This is a genomic window from Guyparkeria hydrothermalis (assembly GCF_023555385.1).
GTDB classification, from domain to species: Bacteria; Pseudomonadota; Gammaproteobacteria; order Halothiobacillales; family Halothiobacillaceae; genus Guyparkeria; species Guyparkeria hydrothermalis_A.
In genome coordinates, this window is record NZ_JAJSED010000001.1 from 856,919 (window position 1) to 873,518 (window position 16,600).

12 protein-coding genes are annotated in these 16,600 nt (G+C 64.3%); 6 read left to right on the forward strand and 6 right to left on the reverse strand.

The window, feature by feature from the left end; translation table 11 throughout:
* Positions 1-21: 21 nt before the first annotated feature.
* The 4 genes from LV476_RS03930 to LV476_RS11180 all read right to left on the reverse strand — a co-directional run bounded on the left by LV476_RS03930 (position 22) and on the right by LV476_RS11180 (position 7,774).
* The gene (locus LV476_RS03930; RefSeq protein WP_250073648.1) at positions 22-1,311 is read right to left on the reverse strand and encodes an ATP-grasp domain-containing protein; all 1,290 of its coding nucleotides are present in this window, start codon (positions 1,309-1,311) and stop codon (positions 22-24) included.
* 148 nt (positions 1,312-1,459) lie between these two features.
* Positions 1,460-3,760: a diguanylate cyclase domain-containing protein gene (locus LV476_RS03935; RefSeq protein WP_250073650.1), complete on the reverse strand. Its 2,301-nt coding sequence runs from the start codon at positions 3,758-3,760 to the stop codon at positions 1,460-1,462.
* A 149-nt stretch (positions 3,761-3,909) separates the two neighbouring features.
* Positions 3,910-6,279: a diguanylate cyclase domain-containing protein gene (locus LV476_RS03940; protein WP_250073651.1), complete on the reverse strand. Its 2,370-nt coding sequence runs from the start codon at positions 6,277-6,279 to the stop codon at positions 3,910-3,912.
* A gap of 193 nt (positions 6,280-6,472) precedes the next feature.
* The gene (locus LV476_RS11180; protein ID WP_284047406.1) at positions 6,473-7,774 is read right to left on the reverse strand and encodes a methyl-accepting chemotaxis protein; all 1,302 of its coding nucleotides are present in this window, start codon (positions 7,772-7,774) and stop codon (positions 6,473-6,475) included.
* 215 nt (positions 7,775-7,989) lie between these two features.
* On the opposite strand from LV476_RS11180, the gene trpB reads away from it, so the two are divergent.
* The 3 genes from trpB to LV476_RS03965 are packed head-to-tail and all read left to right on the forward strand — an operon-like array spanning position 7,990 to position 11,381.
* On the forward strand, positions 7,990-9,180 hold the full coding sequence (trpB, locus tag LV476_RS03955) for a tryptophan synthase subunit beta (RefSeq protein WP_250073653.1): 1,191 nt from the start codon (positions 7,990-7,992) through the stop codon (positions 9,178-9,180).
* A complete protein-coding gene (gene purT / locus LV476_RS03960) occupies positions 9,173-10,384 on the forward strand; it encodes a formate-dependent phosphoribosylglycinamide formyltransferase (RefSeq protein ID WP_250073655.1) in 1,212 nt (403 codons plus the stop codon). Before trpB ends, purT begins: the two co-directional genes overlap by 8 nt.
* A gap of 58 nt (positions 10,385-10,442) precedes the next feature.
* Entirely contained in the window at positions 10,443-11,381 is a 939-nt protein-coding gene (locus LV476_RS03965; protein WP_250073656.1) for a zinc transporter ZntB, read from the forward strand.
* Positions 11,382-11,385: 4 nt separating this feature from the next.
* On the opposite strand, the gene LV476_RS03970 is transcribed toward LV476_RS03965, so the two are convergent.
* Positions 11,386-12,219: a ZIP family metal transporter gene (locus LV476_RS03970; protein WP_250073659.1), complete on the reverse strand. Its 834-nt coding sequence runs from the start codon at positions 12,217-12,219 to the stop codon at positions 11,386-11,388.
* 214 nt (positions 12,220-12,433) lie between these two features.
* Between LV476_RS03970 and LV476_RS03975 the strand changes: the two genes are divergently transcribed.
* Positions 12,434-14,659, forward strand: a complete 2,226-nt coding sequence (locus LV476_RS03975) for a putative bifunctional diguanylate cyclase/phosphodiesterase (protein ID WP_250073661.1) — start codon at positions 12,434-12,436, stop codon at positions 14,657-14,659.
* 83 nt (positions 14,660-14,742) lie between these two features.
* Complete coding sequence (locus tag LV476_RS03980) at positions 14,743-14,949, forward strand: dodecin family protein (RefSeq protein WP_250073663.1); 207 nt, start codon at positions 14,743-14,745, stop codon at positions 14,947-14,949.
* 77 nt (positions 14,950-15,026) lie between these two features.
* On the opposite strand, the gene LV476_RS03985 is transcribed toward LV476_RS03980, so the two are convergent.
* The gene (locus LV476_RS03985) at positions 15,027-15,374 is read right to left on the reverse strand and encodes a 4a-hydroxytetrahydrobiopterin dehydratase (protein WP_250073665.1); all 348 of its coding nucleotides are present in this window, start codon (positions 15,372-15,374) and stop codon (positions 15,027-15,029) included.
* Positions 15,375-15,650: 276 nt separating this feature from the next.
* Between LV476_RS03985 and LV476_RS03990 the strand changes: the two genes are divergently transcribed.
* On the forward strand, positions 15,651-16,547 hold the full coding sequence (locus LV476_RS03990) for a DMT family transporter (protein WP_250073667.1): 897 nt from the start codon (positions 15,651-15,653) through the stop codon (positions 16,545-16,547).
* Positions 16,548-16,600 lie beyond the last annotated feature (53 nt).

Consider the following 16,600-nt stretch of genomic DNA (forward strand, 5'->3'; position numbering starts at 1 on the left):
GAACGTGGAACCGGTCGCGGTTCAATCGACCGGGTGAAATTCCAACGGCAGGCGCGCCAACAACTCCCGATAGAGCCGGTGCACCTCGTCATGGCCGGACCCGCCGAGAAAGATCACCGCCACCTCGTAGCTATAGGCATCCTGGCCACGCATCTCGGAAAGCCGATCGCCCTCCTCCACCTCGATCTGGATCAGCGCTCCGGGAAAATCGCGCTCCAGTACTTCGAGCTCCGCGCTCGTCGGCACACGGGTGACCACGGCGTCCTCGTAACGACGAACCATGTACTTGACGGCCACCTGGTGCCGGCCTTCCCAGCGCGGGAACGAAGGGCGATGGCCGAGGGCAACATCGATCGCCACCTCGTGATGCGAGGCACCGGCGACGTCGATGAACAGTGGCGAATGCGACTTCGAGATGCGGGTGTTCACCTCGAGCAGCCAGATCTGGTCGGCGGTCTCGTCCCAGAAGTACTCGATGTTGAATGGCGTATCGTCGAGCTCCATCGCCGGGATGGCTTCACGGGTGATTTCGATCATCCGCGCCTGCACCGATTCGGGCAGTTGCGACGGAAACTCGTAACGCCCGAATGACGAATTCATCATCCCTTCCCGGATCGAGTCGACCACGCCGTAGACCGACACCCGGCCGTGACGAACATAGCCCTCGAGGGTGCATTGCCAGCCGTCGATCGGCTTTTCCAGTGTGCAGTGATAACCATCGATCGTGGCCGGGATGTCGTCCGGCAGCGAGACCCGCTCCATGAAGCGCGCGAAAGGCTCGCCGAAACGGTTGATGCCCGCCCGCAAGCCAGCGAGTGCATCATCGAGCTCACGCGGGCCATCGACCCGATAGACCATCTGCGAGGAGAAGCCGATGTTGGGCTTGATCCAGAAGGGATAGTCGAGCGTGACCTCGCGGGCGGCCTGTTCGTCGAACGGGTCGAGGCTCTGGAAGGCGGGGATGTTTTCCGGGACCACCGTTGCCTGACGCAGGCGCGACCAGTACTTGTGCTCGGCGATCAGGATGCTTTCCAGACTGGGCCCCGGCAGGCCGAAGGCGTCACGGAAGATGACCCGCAGGGCGTAGGTCGGGAAGTCCCAGTGACCGATGACCGCATCGGGACGCACGCCGGCGCCCTCGATTTGCCGCATGCCCGTCTCGATCATCTCGTCGATCGGGTACGAGGCCGGGTTGACCATCATCCCGTAGGGCAGCAGGCCGTGAAAGGCGTACTCACGGGCGTGCCGGACAGTGTTCAGCTGCCTGAGGTGGAAGTCGTCCAGCCCGATGACGAACACATGTCTGGTCATGAGTCCTCCTCGAACAGCACGCGGCCGGCCACCGCACGTGACCGCTCGCCTGTCAGTTGGGATCGTCGAGGAAGAAGATAGCAGTCTGGGGGCACCACTGCCGGCCGCGGGGCACTCGCCATGACCCGTCGTCAGTGCCGGCGGCTACTTACGTGCGCGCCTTGTGTGCTTGTTTCTGTCGATACATGGAGTCGTCGGCGGCCGCGAGCAACTCCTCAACGGTCGTACCCGAATCTGGGTAGACCGCCAGGCCGACACTGGCACTTGGATTAAGAGTCAGCTCATCAAGCTGGACGGGCGACTCGATCGCCTCATGGATCTTCTCCGCCACACGCTCGACCGCCTCCGGATTGACCGGCCGAGCGACCAGCACCGCAAACTCGTCGCCGCCCTGCCGGCTGACAGTGTCCTCGTCGCGCGTGACCGTCTCCATGCGCCGAGCGAGCTCGACCAGCAGACGGTCTCCCACGTCGTGGCCATAGGTGTCGTTGATGGGCTTGAAATCATTCAGATCCACGTACAGTACGCCCACGCGCTCACCGTGACGTTCGGACGAGGAAAGTGCCCGCTCTAGACGCTCGTGGAACAAACTGCGATTGGCCAGCCCGGTCAGCGCATCGTGATGGGCCTTGTGCCACATAGCCCACTCGCGGGCCTTCGCCTCAGAGATATCCGAGAACATGACCACGAACCGCCGATCTCCAAGATCGCTGGTAATCGAGGTGAACGAGGCCAAAGTCGGGAAGAAGTTGGTGCCGTCGCCAAATCGGCGCAACCAGAGCTCCCCTTCCCAGCTGCCGGCAGCCCGCAACACCTCACGCACCTGGTTAAAAGGTGTGGTGTCGTCACGATCGAACACCAGTTCGTCAACGAACCGGCCGAGCAGCTCGGACTGGTCGTTTCCCAGCAGATGCTCGACCGCGGGGTTGGCCGACAGAATGCGCCCCGATTCATCAGCTATCACCACGCCCTCGTGGGTAGTCCGCAGGATGGTCGCCGCCTGCCGGGATTCCTCACTGGCGATAATACGGTCGGTTATGTCTTGCGTTGTCCCGACCATCCGAGTTGGACGCCCCGAGCCATCGCGCTCGACCGTACCGCGCTCGTGCACATAACGGATCTCGGTATCGGGGAGCACGATACGGTGGTCGATCTGGTAGGTGTTTCCCGTCTGCAGCGAACCTTCCACGGCCTGTTCGACCCGCTCGCGATCGTCGGGATGGACCATCTCCATGAAGCGCTCGTAGGTCGGCGTCAGGCTCCCCGGCTCCTGACCGAAAATCCGGTAGACCTCGTCGGACCAGGACAGCCTGTTGCTGCCGACATCGAAACGCCAGCTGCCTACCCGGGCAATCCGCTGTGCCTCGTTGAGCATCCGAAGCCAATGTTCCCGCTCGCCGGCACGGCTGGACTCCCGCAGATTCATGTAGATCATCGATCCGATGGTCAACAGCACCAGCATGGCCGTCAGACCCACCTTGATCCACAACCACGACCAGGCTTCGGCAAGCTGCGGCGCGGCGGCGTAGCGAAGCAGATAGGCCCCCTTGAGCCCCGTCGTGGTCTCGATGGGCAGGAAAGAGACCACGGCCGGCTCGGGTTGCCGCGTGGCCACGGAGAAGGTCTGCCAGTCGTTCATGCGCCGACGCACCCGGGGGCCGACGGCCTCGCCGATCTCGGCCAGTCGTGACTGACTCCAGTTGCGGGCCATCGGCAGGACGTCGGTGAGCTGGGTCAGATCCGCATGCCAGTCAATGACGAAACCCGGGTGCATGACCGAATCCATGTAGTTGTGCCGGCGCTCGTCGTCCCAGACCTTTCTCACCACCAGATCGCGGGAGACCAGCAGCCGGTAGGCACCGAGGTGTCTGTCGCCGTGAGAAAGCAGAAAGGAGCGAAACGAGTACGACGTCTCGACCGAGCCAACGAACTCCCCCTCGAAGTACAGCGGGAAAATGTAGCGAAAGCCGTTGAAGACCCGCCCCTCCTCGAAGCCGCTGACCGGCACGCGCTCGGTATTCACTCGGGCAATGCCGGTACGCACCTTCCACAAATCGTCGCCGAACTTCTCCGGGCGGTGAAAGCGCAGGAAGCTGATGGCCCCCGGCAAATGGAAATGCAGCTGGCGAAAGCCCTTGTCGCGCATCCGCTCATACAAAGGTCCGAGCCGATCGAGCAATTCGGCGCGCAGATCGGCGAGCCGCTCCGGGTCTTCCGTACGCGACGCCGCGGCCATCAGCCGGAGGACTTCGGGCTGGTTGATCTTGTCCTCGAAGACCTGGTCGGCAAGCTCCGCCTGGTACTGGCTCAGCGCCCGGTACTCGATCGTAAGATGCTCGACCGACTTGTCCTGGGTGGACCTGACGAGGTCGGCGTAGGCATCCAGGTACGACCAGAGCAACAACAGAAACACGAGGCCGCCGAAGATCGCCACCAAGGTATTGCGCAACCTGATGCGATGTTTGACGCCGTCCGTTTTCGATTTGGCGGGGGTCCGATCCTCTGACACGTTGACGGTTCTACTCCCGAAATATCTGCCCATCAGGATATCGCGTAGGCGTCGCCGGGGCGAAGACCGCCAACCGGCTGAATATCCTCCTAGACGCCCTGATCGTGCAGCTTTCGCGCGGCATTGGCTTCCTTGCGCCGACGCTTCTCCTCGTACATGGCACGGTCGGCGGCCTTCAGCAGCACCTCGGCGGCCTCGCCATCGTCAGGATAGATCGCCATACCGATGCTGGGCTTGATCCGGAGCTCATGGCCCCGCCAGACGACGGGGCGATCCAGTTCCACGCGCAGTTTGTCCACGACTGCATCAAGATCCGATCGGGACGTGGGTCGAGCGATCAGCACCGCGAACTCGTCGCCGCCCAACCGGCTCACCGTATCGGTCTCTCGCATGATGCTCTGCATGCGATTGGCCACCTCACACAGCAGGTGATCACCGGCATCGTGGCCCCAGACGTCATTGACCGGCTTGAAGTCGTCCAGGTCGATATAGAGCAACCCGAGCAGGTCACCGTGCCGGCGCGCTTCCTTGATCGCCCGCGACATCCGTTCCTGAAGCAGCACGCGGTTGGACAATCCGGTAAGCGCGTCGTGGTGCGCACGCTTCCACATGGCCGCCTCACGTTCCTTGAACAAGGTAATGTCCGTCATCATGCCGACGTAGCGGGTCGCGCCCCATTCCGAGGTCAACGATGTCAGGGACAGGCGCATCGGAATACGCTCGCCGTCCCGCCGCTTTTGCCAGGTTTCCCCTTCCCAGGCACCCTCACGTTCCAGTTCCTTCCAGGCCTCCTCGCAACGCGGTTCACCGGGTTGATCCACGCAGAGGTTCACGGCTGGACGTCCAATAACCTCGTCCGGCGAATACCCCATCAACTCGGTGAACGCCGGATTGACGCGCAGGATGAGTCCGTCCTCGTCGGTGACCATGATCCCCTCGTGGGTCGATTCGATGATCGCGGCGGCCTGTCGGCGCTCCTCGTCGGCACGTCGCCGGGCGGTCACATCCTGCACCGTGCCGTAAAGGCGCCGGGGTGCCTCCCTGGGCTCGGCCCGGCCACGCGACTGGATGAACCGCAGTTTGCCGTCCTTGCGGTAGATCCGATGCTCGACGTTGTAGGCCGTGCCTTCTCGCATGGCCTGCTCCACGGCCGCCTGGATGCGCTCCCGATCGGCCGGATGGACCGCGTCGAGAAAGAGCTTGTAGGTCGGCTCGACCTCGCCGGGCTCGTAGCCGAAGATGCGGAAGATCTCGTCGGACCAACGAACCTCCATCGAGGGCAGCAGACACTCCCAGTTACCCACGTTAGCCAGGCGCTGCGCCTCGCTCAGGCTCTGTTCGCGCTCATGCAGGGAGACCAGCAGTGCCTCGCGTTCACGCGCGCGTCGCGTCTCGCGACGATCGAGGTTGACGACCAGCACGATGGCCACCAGCAAGAGCAGGCCCGTGAACAGGATCTTGAACCATAGGTACTGCCATTCACGCCCCATCGCCGGCGCTTCCTCGTAGCGAACGATGTAGGCACCCCAATCACCGGCAATCGTCTGGATGGGCAGGAAGGCGACCACCAGTGGTCGACGCTGGTGCAGCGTGACGGCAAAAGCGTCCCATTCGGCCATTTGGGCCGCCACTCGCGTTCGGAGGGACTCGTCGAAATCCGGGAGACTCTCAAGCAGCCAGCCGTATCCGGGTGGTGTCAACCCCGGATTGGCGACCAGATCGGCATAGCGATCCACGTGAAATTTCGGGTTGAGATTTGCCGCCAGGTAGTTCCGCGAGATGGCACCTTCCCACCCCTTCTTTCGAACCAGATCCCGATCCACCAGCAGGCGATACAGTCCGTGATCTAGCTCCGAATGGTGGAGCAGCACGGCGCGGAACGAGAACGACACCTCCACCGAACCGACGAACTCGCCCCGGTGGAACAACGGGTAGACGTGGCGGAAGCCATTGAACAGCCGCCCTTCCTCGAAGCCGGCGATGGGAGTCTTTTGCTCGTTGACGAATCGCAGACTGGCACGCACGTCCCACAAGGAGTCACCGAAGCGCTCGGGACGATGGAAACGGAGGAAACTGACCGCACCGGGCAGGTGGAAGTGAAACTGGCGAACCCCCTTGTCCTTCAGACGGGGGTAGAGATCCTCCAGGGAGGCAAAAAGCCGATCGCGGAGCACGGCTCGCCGTTCCGGAGCGGACGCCTTGGTCGCCTCGGCCATGATCGCCGTGACATCGGGGCGCTGCAGGCGATCCTCGTAGACCTGATCCGCCAGCAGGCCCTGCCAGTCGGCCCAGGCGTCATACTCGGCATGCAGATGGCCCAGGGCCCTTTGCGTCGTGGTGTTCTCGAGCTCCTGGTATCCCTGCCAGTAGCTCCACACCAGCAGGCCATACCCGACGACGCCGAGTACCAGCGTGATCAGATGGCGCGTATTCCGTCTGACAATCGATTTCTGCCCCAACAGCACACGCCCTCCCGTCTGGCGTATCGCTCGACCAGGTCCCTGGCGGTTATCCGCGAGCTTCGGTGAAGGTTAGCTCACTTTTGCGCTGGGTTTTTCAGTAATGAGCTTCATGCGCACAGGGCAATATAGGGCGATTGACCTCCCTCACGGCAGGGGGCAGCACGACGGAGGGATGGTCTTTGCGCCGTGATCACGAACGGGGGATGGATGAGACGGCATCAAGGACGTGGGCGGCGCCTTCGCGGATCTCGTCGACGATCCCCTCGACCGAATGCACCTGCTCGCGGCCACGCTCCGCTACCAGACTGGCGCTCTCGATGCGCTGGACGATATCGCCGGTGTGGTCGAGGTTGCCCCGGATGACCTCGGCGATCTCGGCGGTGGCCGTACTGGTACGGGCCGCCAGCTGGCGCACCTCGTCGGCCACCACGGCAAACCCCCGTCCCTGCTCGCCGGCACGCGCCGCCTCGATCGCGGCATTCAGGGCCAGGAGGTTGGTCTGGTCGGCAACCGCGCGGATGGTCGCGACGATCGTCTCGATGTTCTTTGACTCGGCATCCAGACTGCCGATGACGTCCTTGGCCTCGCCGATCAGGTCACGGATCTGCTCCGAGGTCTCGATCGATGTCCGCAGCGACTCGGCGCCGCGCGCGGCGATCTCGGCCGTCTGCTGGGCGGTCGAAGAGGCGATCGCGGACGCCTCCCGGGTCCGGTCGGCAGCGTGCACCGCGGCGGTGATGTCGGTGGCGAACTTGATCACCTTCTCCACGTCGCCCTTCTGGTCGAACACCGGGTTGTAGGTGGCCTCCAGCCACAGCTCGTCGCCATTGGACCGCTGCCGGCGAAAACGCCCCGACTTGAAGGCACCGCCCGCGAGCTCTGTCCAGAACTCCGGGTGGTCCCGGTAGAAGGACTCGTCGCAGAACAGGCGGTGATGACGTCCGCGCACCTCGTCGAGCGAGTAACCCACGGCATGAAGAAAATTGTCGTTCGCGTCGAGGATCTCGCCGGTCGGTGTGAAGGAAATCACCGCCATCGAGCGATCAAGCGCGTCGAAGACAGCCTCGTGATCCCGCAACTTGCCGGTCCGCCGGGTGACGTCGGATGCAATTTTGACCACCCGCCCGACAAGGCCTTGCTCGTCCTTGACCGGGAAATAGGTCGCCTCCAGCCACAACCGCTCTCCATCCGCCCGTCGCCGCGGGAAGGTGCCGCTGTGCGAATGCCCCTGCCGGAGGTCGCTCCAGAACGCCCGATACGTCGACGAGGCAGCGTAATCGTCGTCGCAAAAGAGACGATGATGCGCGCCCACCACCTCGCCTCGCGGATAGCCAACCGTCTCGAGAAAGCGCTCATTGACATCCAGGACGACGCCGTCGGGCGAAAATTCGATGTAGGCCACGGCATCGCGCACCGCATCGATCACGGCGCGCGTCTCCTGCAATGCCTGGCGGCAATCGGCCAATTCCTCACGCGTACGACGACTGAACATCCTGACTCTCCTGGACCGGCCGGGGAACACGTGCCCAGCCCGACCGTTAGGTGTGTGTATCGGTATTGTACAACTGTTGTATCGGCCAAGGATAGCCTCGGCAGGCCCGGTGATCCGTGCCGGACTTGGCAAGCGGGGTATGGCGTTGGATCATGCAAGCAGCGATGGCCTGCGATCGCCATCCCCGAACCAGAACCGACCCGCAGGGAGTCTCAATGTCTTATCTAAAGGAATTTCCGAACAAAGAAGGCTACTTTGGTGATTTTGGGGGCGCTTTTCTGCCGCCGGAGCTTGAGCCGCACTTCGCCGAAATTGAGCAGGCCTACCTGCGCCTGATGCGTTCAGCCGATTTCCTCAGCGAACTGCGCTACATCCGCAAGCACTACCAGGGCCGCCCCACCCCGGTGTACTACGCCCACAATCTCAGCGAATCGGTCGGCGCGCACATCTACTTAAAGCGCGAGGACCTCAACCATTCCGGCGCGCACAAGCTCAACCACTGCATGGGCGAGGCACTGCTGGCCAAGCACATGGGCAAGAAGAAGCTGATCGCCGAGACCGGCGCCGGCCAGCACGGCGTGGCACTGGCGACCGCGGCGGCCTACTTCGGCATGGAGTGCGAGATCCACATGGGCGAGATCGACATCGCCAAGGAAGCGCCCAACGTCACCCGGATGAAGCTTTTGGGCGCGAACGTGGTCCCGGTGGGCTTCGGCGGGCGCAGCCTCAAGGAAGCGGTCGATTCGGCCTTCCAGAGCTACCTCTCGCAGGCCGACGAGGCGATCTTCGCCATCGGCTCGGTGGTCGGCCCGCACCCGTTTCCGAAGATGGTGCGCAACTTCCAGTCGGTGATGGGCCTGGAGGCGCGCGAGCAATACCTCGAGATGACCGGCGAGCTGCCGGACCACGTCACTGCCTGCGTTGGCGGCGGCTCGAACGCGCTGGGCCTGTTCGCCGGCTTTATCGACGACGACGTCCAACTGCACGGTGTCGAGCCGCTGGGCAAGGGCACCGAAATGGGCCAGCACTCGGCCACCATGACCTTCGGCAAGCCGGGCATGATCCACGGCTTCAAGTGTCTGCTGCTGAGTGACGAGGAAGGCAACCCGGCCCCGGTGCACTCGATCGCCTCGGGCCTCGACTACCCGGGCGTGGGCCCCGAGCACTCGCACCTGAAGACTTCCGGGCGGGTGAACTACCACGCGGTCACCGACGACGAGACACTCGATGCCTTCTACACGCTCTCGCGCAAGGAAGGCATCATCCCGGCACTGGAATCCGCCCACGCGATCGCCTGGGCGATGAAGTTCGGTCGGGAAAACCCGGGCGCCACCATCCTGGCCAACCTCTCCGGACGTGGCGACAAGGACATCGACTACGTCACGGAGAACTTCGGTCATGGCTGAACTCGGCACCATCGAGACCCGCGCGGCCACCATCGGTGCGCCCGGATCGCCGGACGCCCTGCGGCTGATGCTGCTCGGCTCGGGGGAGCTGGGCAAGGAAGTCGCCATCGAGGCGCAACGCCTCGGGCTGGAGGTGATTGCCGTCGATCGCTATGCCAATGCGCCGGCGATGCAGGTGGCGCACCGCTCCCACGTGATCGACATGCTCGACGGCGCGGCACTCAAGAGCGTGATCACGCAGGAGATGCCCGCGCTGATCGTCCCGGAAATCGAGGCGATCGCGACCCCCACGCTGCTCGAACTCGAGGATCAGGGCTTCGTGGTCACGCCCAACGCCCGCGCCGCTCGGCTGACCATGGACCGCGAGGGCATCCGCCGCCTGGCCGCCGAGACGCTCTTACTGCCCACCAGCCGCTTCGCCTTCGCGGAGACCGAGGATCAGTACTACAACGCGATCGACACCATCGGCACCCCCTGCGTGGTCAAGCCGGTGATGAGCTCCTCGGGCAAGGGCCAGTCGCTGGTACGCGATTCCTCCGAAGTGCTGCGCGCCTGGCATGCCGCCCAGTCCGGCGGTCGGGCCGGGCGAGGCCGGGTGATCGTCGAATCGTTCATCGACTTCGACTACGAGATCACCCTGCTCACCGTCCGTCACCGCGACGGCATCACCCTGTGCCCGCCGGTGGGCCACACCCAGGTCGACGGTGACTACCGCGAGAGCTGGCAACCGCACCCGATGAGCGAGACCGCCCTGGATCGCGCTGGCGAGATCGCCCGAACGATCGTCGAGGAACTGGGTGGCTACGGCATCTTCGGCGTGGAGTTGTTCGTCAAGGGCGACGAGGTCTGGTTCAGCGAGGTCTCGCCGCGACCGCACGACACGGGCCTGGTGACACTGGTGTCGCAGGACCTGTCGGAGTTCGCCCTGCACCTGCGCGCCATGCTGGGCCTGCCGATCCCTGCGATCGCACAGACCGCCCCCTCGGCCTCCTGCGCAATCGTGCGCGAGGGCGAAACCGATCACCCGCAACTGATCGGCGCGGCGGCGGCCCTGACCGAACCGGGCACGGAACTGCGCCTGTTCGGCAAGCCGGCCGTCCATGGCAAGCGCCGGCTCGGTGTGGCCCTGGCCCGCGGCGAGTCGATCGAGCAGGCACGCGAGCGCGCTCGTCGTGCCGCGGGATCGGTACAGCTCAAGCCCTGATCAACCACCGCCGTTGAGCCATACTCCGGCAGATGAAGACAAACGGAGCATCGCCAACATGAGCACGCGCCAGATCATCCGGCTAGACGGCAGCGGCGGCCGAACCTCTCCTCACCGAGAACCGGTCGGTAGCTGGATCCAGTTGAACTGGGAGGATCGGGACGACCGCGCCTGGCTGGAGGACGAGGCCGGCGTGGACGAGCTGGTCGCCGACAGCCTGCTCGCCGAGGACACCCGGCCCCGGGTCGTCGAGCACGAGAATGGCCTGATCCTGATCCTGCGCGGGGTGAACCTGAACCCCGGCCAAGACCCCGAGGACATGATCTCCCTGCGCCTGTGGTTCGACGGCGAGCGCCTGATCAGCACCTCACGCTACCCGCTGCGGACGGTCGCTGGCATCGTCGAACGACTCGACGAGGGCACCGGGCCGGCCTCGCTTGCCGAACTGCTGCTGGAGCTGATCGAGGGCCTGACCGACCGCATCGACGAGCTGATCGAATCCATCGAGGAGGAAATCGACGAGCTCGAAGCCGCGCTGCTTGAAGGGGCTGACCGCGAACTGCGCGACCAGATCGGCCAGGTGCGCCGCACCGTCATCGTGATCCGGCGCTATCTCGCGCCCGAGCGTGATGCCCTGGTGCGCCTGACCAGCATCAACCGTCCCATCTTGGCGGAACTGGACCGCGGCCGGATTCGCGAACAGGCCGATGCACTGACACGTCTGGTCGAGGATCTGGACATGGCGCGTGAGCGCGGCTCCATGATTCACGAGCAGCTGCTCACACGCCTGTCGGACCAGCTCAACACCCGCATGTACCTGCTGTCGATCGTCGCGGCGATCTTCCTGCCGCTGGGCTTTCTCACCGGCCTGTTCGGCATCAATGTCGGCGGCATGCCGTGGGTGGAAACGGATCTCGGCTTCTGGTGGGTCACGCTTCTGGTCGCGCTCATCGCCGGAGGGCTGGGCATCTGGCTCAAGCGCCGACGCTGGTTCTAGGCTCTCACCCCAGCGCCACGTCCAGAACCATCATCACGGTGAAGCCGCCGATCACGCCCAGCGTGGCGGCATCGGCATGTCCGCTGCGCTGCGCCTCGGGGATCACCTCCTCGACCACGACGAAGATCATCGCCCCGGCAGCGAAGGCAAGCGCGTACGGCAGGACCGGCTCCCAGAACAGCACCGCCGCCGCACCGATCACCCCGGCAATCGGCTCGACCGCGCCGGACAGCTGCCCGTACCAGAAGCTCTTGAACCGTCCCACGCCTTCCCGGCGCAACGGCATGGCCACGGCCATGCCTTCGGGGAAGTTCTGGATACCGATGCCGACGGCCAGCGCGATCGCCGCTCCCAGGCTCGCATTATCGAAACCATGAGCCAGCGCCCCGAAGGCAACGCCGATCGCCAGTCCCTCAGGAATGTTATGAAGGGTGATCGCAAGCACCAGCAGCGTCGTGCGCCGCCAGGTCGTCGAGAGGCCCTCGGCTTCGTCAATCGGCGCATTGAGATGCAAGTGCGGCAGAATCATATCGGTGCCCCGCAGGAACACCGCTCCGAGCAGGAACCCGACGGCGGCCGGGAACCAGGCCGGCACCGCCAGATCAGCGGCCATCTCGATCGAGGGCGCCAGCAGCGACCAGAAGCTCGCCGCAATCATCACCCCGCCCGTGAATCCCAGCAGAACGTCCAGCAGACGGCGATTTTCGCGGTCCGTGAAGAAGACCGGCAGGGCGCCGGCCGCCGTCATGCCCCAAGTGAACAGGGTGGCGACCAACGCCTGCATCACCGGCGAGGCACCGAGAAAGGCCTCGACCGGGCTCGTCATGAACTCGGGCATCCAGACTCCTGTACAACGTTCATGGTGGACCCCATCGCGCGGACAGGCGGGCCGTCCGTTTCTCAGGATAGCGCGCAGATCCCATGACGTGTGGCGAGCGTGCAGTTTTGCCCGCCGATTACTAATCTCGGGACCACTGACAAGTCAATGACATGGAGGCCGCGTGAACCAGTCTACGCGTGCCCGGCAGCCAACGTCCGCAGAGCGGCCGACGGTGAAACGGATTCCCCTTTCTCGACAGGCGCCCCGAGCGGTCGTCGCCCTGTGGCTGTTTCTGGGCGGCGCCCTCGCCCCACCGGCACCAGCCATTCCGGCCACCTCAACCGCCACGCCCTCCCTCGACCGCGCGTCGATATTGTTTGCCGGATCCCGGAACTACCCACCCTTCGAATGGGAGACCACCGATGGCGAGGCAAAGGGCTTTCTGATCGAGCTTGAGGACACCCTCGCCGCTCAGGCCGGCATTACGGCCCGGCACCAGCAAATGGAATGGCGCCTGGCGCCCTACGCGCTCGACCACGGCGAAGTCGATGCCGTGCCCATGTTCATCTCCGAGGAGCGCCGCAAGCGTTTCCGCTTTACCGACCCGTTCTACTACGTCACCCACGCGATCTATGGCCGCCGCAACGGCCCGACGGCTGGCGACGTTGCAGACCTCGCGGGACATTCCGTCGCCGTGGTGGGCAATAGCTACGCCGCCGAGCAACTGCGCGGGGCCGCGCAAACGGTCCAACACCTGGAACTGGAGGACATCGCGACCGCTCTCCGTGCCGTGGATAACGGACGAGCAGACTTCGCCGTGCTGGCCACCCACACAACGCGCCGCCTGATTGCCGACATGGACCTGGCAATCGACCAGGTCAGCCCACCGATCTGGCCCCGAGCCTACGCCTTTGCCGTCGACAAGGACGAACCCGAATTATTCCGCTGGCTGCAGCATCAACTGCAGCTCAGTCATGCCAACGGAGGGTATTACCGAGTCTACGAGAACTGGAGAAAGGAGCTGGAATGGCATCGCCCCGGCATAATCGAATTCATCGCCAAGTACAGTTGGCTGGTCGCGCCGATCCTGACCGTCCTGCTGCTGGTGAGCCTTTGGTCCTGGCTGCTCCACCGACGCGTCGAGAGTCGCACCGCCGACCTGACACAAGCGCTCGACCATCGCCGCGAAGCAGAGGAGAGGCTTGCCCATGCCGCCCTGCATGACACGCCGACCGGCCTGCCGAACCGGGCCCACTTCCTCGAGGAGCTTACCCGGCTGGCCGCGAAACATCCGGCGCACGAACTGACGGTCGCGGCGATCCGCCTCAACGGGATCGAGGAGGTCATCCTCACCTTCGGCAACGCGGTGGGCATGGAGTTGCTGCGCGCTTTCGGCAGCCGGTTGTACAGCTACGGGTTCGAGGCGGTCGGCTATCTGGGATCGGGGGAATTTTCGGTGGCCAGTCACCGCCCCCTGTCGCCGGAGCACCTGATCCGGGTCATCACGGTGCCCGTCCAGCTCGAGCAGATGGAGATGGATCCACGGCTCTCCATCGGTGTGGTCCGTGACCAAGCCAACGACTCATCGGAGGAGTTGCTGCGCAAGGCACGCACCGCCGTGGCTGCGGCCGCGGAAAACCGACGCACGTGGCAGACCTACGAGCCCGACATCGAACCGAACCCGCGAGACCTCCTGCTGCTGCGCGACTACTGGCACCGAGGTACCCGCGACATGGAGGCGTACCTGCAACCGCAGATCGACCCTGTCAGCGGTCGTGTGATCGGTGCCGAGGCGCTCGTCCGCTGGCGTCATCCTGAACATGGCCTGTTGTCTCCCGGCGTGTTCATCCCGGTACTGGAAAAGTCCGGGATCGTCTATCGCGTCACGGAGTGGATGGTCGATCAGGCTGTGCAACTGGCACGCCAGTACCGACAGGCAGGCCGGCCCTGCCCCATCTCGGTCAACATCGCGGCTAGCGACATCCTCGAGCACGACGTCGTCGGGATGGTCCGCGCGACTCTGGCCCGACATCAGGTTCCCGCCAGCGATCTGCGTCTGGAAATGACCGAAACGGGACTGATCACCGAGCCGGCCCGGGTGCGAGGCGCCCTTGAACACTTGTGCAAGACCGGCGTGGAATGCTCGGTGGATGACTTCGGCACGGGGTATTCCTCGCTGTCGTATCTGAGCGACTTTCCGGTCAGTGCGATCAAGATCGATCGCCGCTTTGTCGCCGGGATCACCGGGTCAAGCCGCCTGCTCTCCATCGTCCGGACGGCAGTCGAGCTGGCGCACGAGCTCGGCCTGCACGTGGTGGCCGAGGGCGCCGAGGACGGTGAAACCGTCGAAACGCTGCGCTCGATCGGCTGTGATGCCGTACAGGGATTCGTGTACGCCACGCCGATGCCCGCCGCCGAATTCGACCACTATCTGTTGCAGCATGCCGCGGTAGGGTGAGCCCGCCCTGAAATGTTCCGCGGTGGACATCTACACTCATTCAGCAGCCCGTCCATTCACAACCGTCTGGGGAGGGAGATGAAATGAGTGACAACATGCTCAAAGTGATCGAGGTACTGGCCGAATCGGACACCTCCTGGGAGGATGCCGCCAATCAGGCCATCGCCAAGGCCAGCCGCAGCGTGCATGGCATCAAGTCGATCTACATCAAGGAATTCGAGGCCAAGGTGGAAGACAACCGTATCGTCCGCTACCGGATCAATGCCAAGATCACCTTCGCTCTCGACTGACATCTTCTGCCATGCAGAAACACGTCGGCCCGGGACATCCCGGGCCGTTTTCGTTGTCACATGCCGGCGTTCGGCGATCAGAATGCCGCCGCCTCCTTGTCGGTGCGCGCGGCCATCACGAAATCGTTTCGGTGCAGCCCTCCGATCTTGTGGCTCCACCAGGTCACGGTCACCCGCCCCCACTCCGTCAGCAGGGCCGGGTGGTGGCCTTCGCGTTCCGCGATCTCGCCAATGGCGTTGGTGAATGCGAGGGCCTGGGCGAAATTCCCGAAGCGGTAGACCCGCTCGAGTTGTCGCACGCCGTCACGGGTAATCACCTGCCAGCCCTCGTCGATCTCCTTCTGCAGGCGAGCGATCTCGTTGTCGTCGAGGGTGGGCGCGTCAGCCCGACAGGCCTCGCAATGCGTGTTTGCCAGTTCGCTCATCTCGGTAAAACCTCCTCGACAGTCATTCCCAGGGCCACGTCGTGCCCAGCTGGGACCGACGTCGGGCAAAAAAATGTCGCCGAACGACTGTAGGCAACCGACACGGACACGTCTATCGATGTCCTTGTCCGGCCGGGCATATTACTTTGCATAGCTATCTAACTAAATCTGCACGACGCGCCCGTGGGCGCCTCGCATGCCAGTCGCCCGCGCCGCATCGCGCGGCTGTAATGACGGCCAGCCCCGTGCAGACACTACGAATACCGAGGTACAACCATGACCGAAACCCAACACAACCACCGACTGGGCCTGATCTTCATGGCCCTCGCCGTGCTGACCATCCCGATGTCGGACAGCATCGCCAAGTGGCTGTCGACCGAGCTGTCGGTGGGCGAAATCGCCTGGCTGCGATTTGTCTTCCAGACCCTCTTCCTGCTGCCATTCGTGGCCCTGTACTGGCGCGGGGGGCGATTCCGTCCGCTCCATCTGGTCCTGGGCGCGCTGATCTCAGCATCAATCGTTTTCCTGTTCTGGGGCCTGGCCCACCTGCCCCTGGCCAACAACATCGCATTGTTCTTCGTCGAGCCACTGATCCTCGTGATCTTCTCCGCCCTGTTCCTGGGCGAGCGCATCACCGCGCGGCGCTGGATCGGGGTACTGGGCGGCCTAGTTGGCGCCGTGGTCATCCTGCGTCCCAACTGGAGCGCCTACGGGCTCGCCTCGTTGCTGCCGATCGCCGCGGCGGCCTGTTACGCCGGTTACCTCACCGCCACGCGCGCCTGGGCCAGCGCGCCCCGCCCGAGCGATGCCCTGGTGCTTCAGTTCTGGGTGGGCGCGGCCGCCTCATTGATCATGCTGGGCTTCGTGATCCTGGGTCAGGGATGGGGCTGGTCGATTGCCCGCTGGGACATACCGGCGCCACACGAGTGGGTGTGGCTCGCTGCCGCGGGGGTACTGGCCGCCTTCGCCCACGTCCTGATCGCGATGGCCTTCGCCCGCAGCGATGCGAGCCTGCTGGCCCCGCTGCAGTACCTGGAGATCTTCGGAGCGACGATCCTCGGCTGGCTGATCTTCAGCGAGTGGCCGGATGCCCTCACGATCCTCGGTGGCCTGATCATCATCGCCGCAGGCCTGGTGGTAATCCGCGAACGTCCCGCCGACGCACACCCCTGATCCCGGCTGCCACGAAACACCGGGCACAAAAAAATCCCGCCGAGGTGGCGGGA

Excerpts from the sequence above, each read along its gene's own strand:
- purT (WP_250073655.1), top strand. The coding sequence starts at position 9,173 with ATGGCTGAACTCGGCACCATCGAGACCCGCGCGGCCACCATCGGTGCG.
- LV476_RS03965 (WP_250073656.1), top strand. The coding sequence starts at position 10,443 with ATGAGCACGCGCCAGATCATCCGGCTAGACGGCAGCGGCGGCCGAACC.
- LV476_RS03970 (WP_250073659.1), bottom strand. The coding sequence starts at position 12,219 with ATGCCCGAGTTCATGACGAGCCCGGTCGAGGCCTTTCTCGGTGCCTCG.
- LV476_RS03990 (WP_250073667.1), top strand. The coding sequence starts at position 15,651 with ATGACCGAAACCCAACACAACCACCGACTGGGCCTGATCTTCATGGCC.
- LV476_RS11180 (WP_284047406.1), bottom strand. The coding sequence starts at position 7,774 with ATGTTCAGTCGTCGTACGCGTGAGGAATTGGCCGATTGCCGCCAGGCA.
- LV476_RS03980 (WP_250073663.1), top strand. The coding sequence starts at position 14,743 with ATGAGTGACAACATGCTCAAAGTGATCGAGGTACTGGCCGAATCGGAC.
- LV476_RS03985 (WP_250073665.1), bottom strand. The coding sequence starts at position 15,374 with ATGAGCGAACTGGCAAACACGCATTGCGAGGCCTGTCGGGCTGACGCG.
- LV476_RS03930 (WP_250073648.1), bottom strand. The coding sequence starts at position 1,311 with ATGACCAGACATGTGTTCGTCATCGGGCTGGACGACTTCCACCTCAGG.
- trpB (WP_250073653.1), top strand. The coding sequence starts at position 7,990 with ATGTCTTATCTAAAGGAATTTCCGAACAAAGAAGGCTACTTTGGTGAT.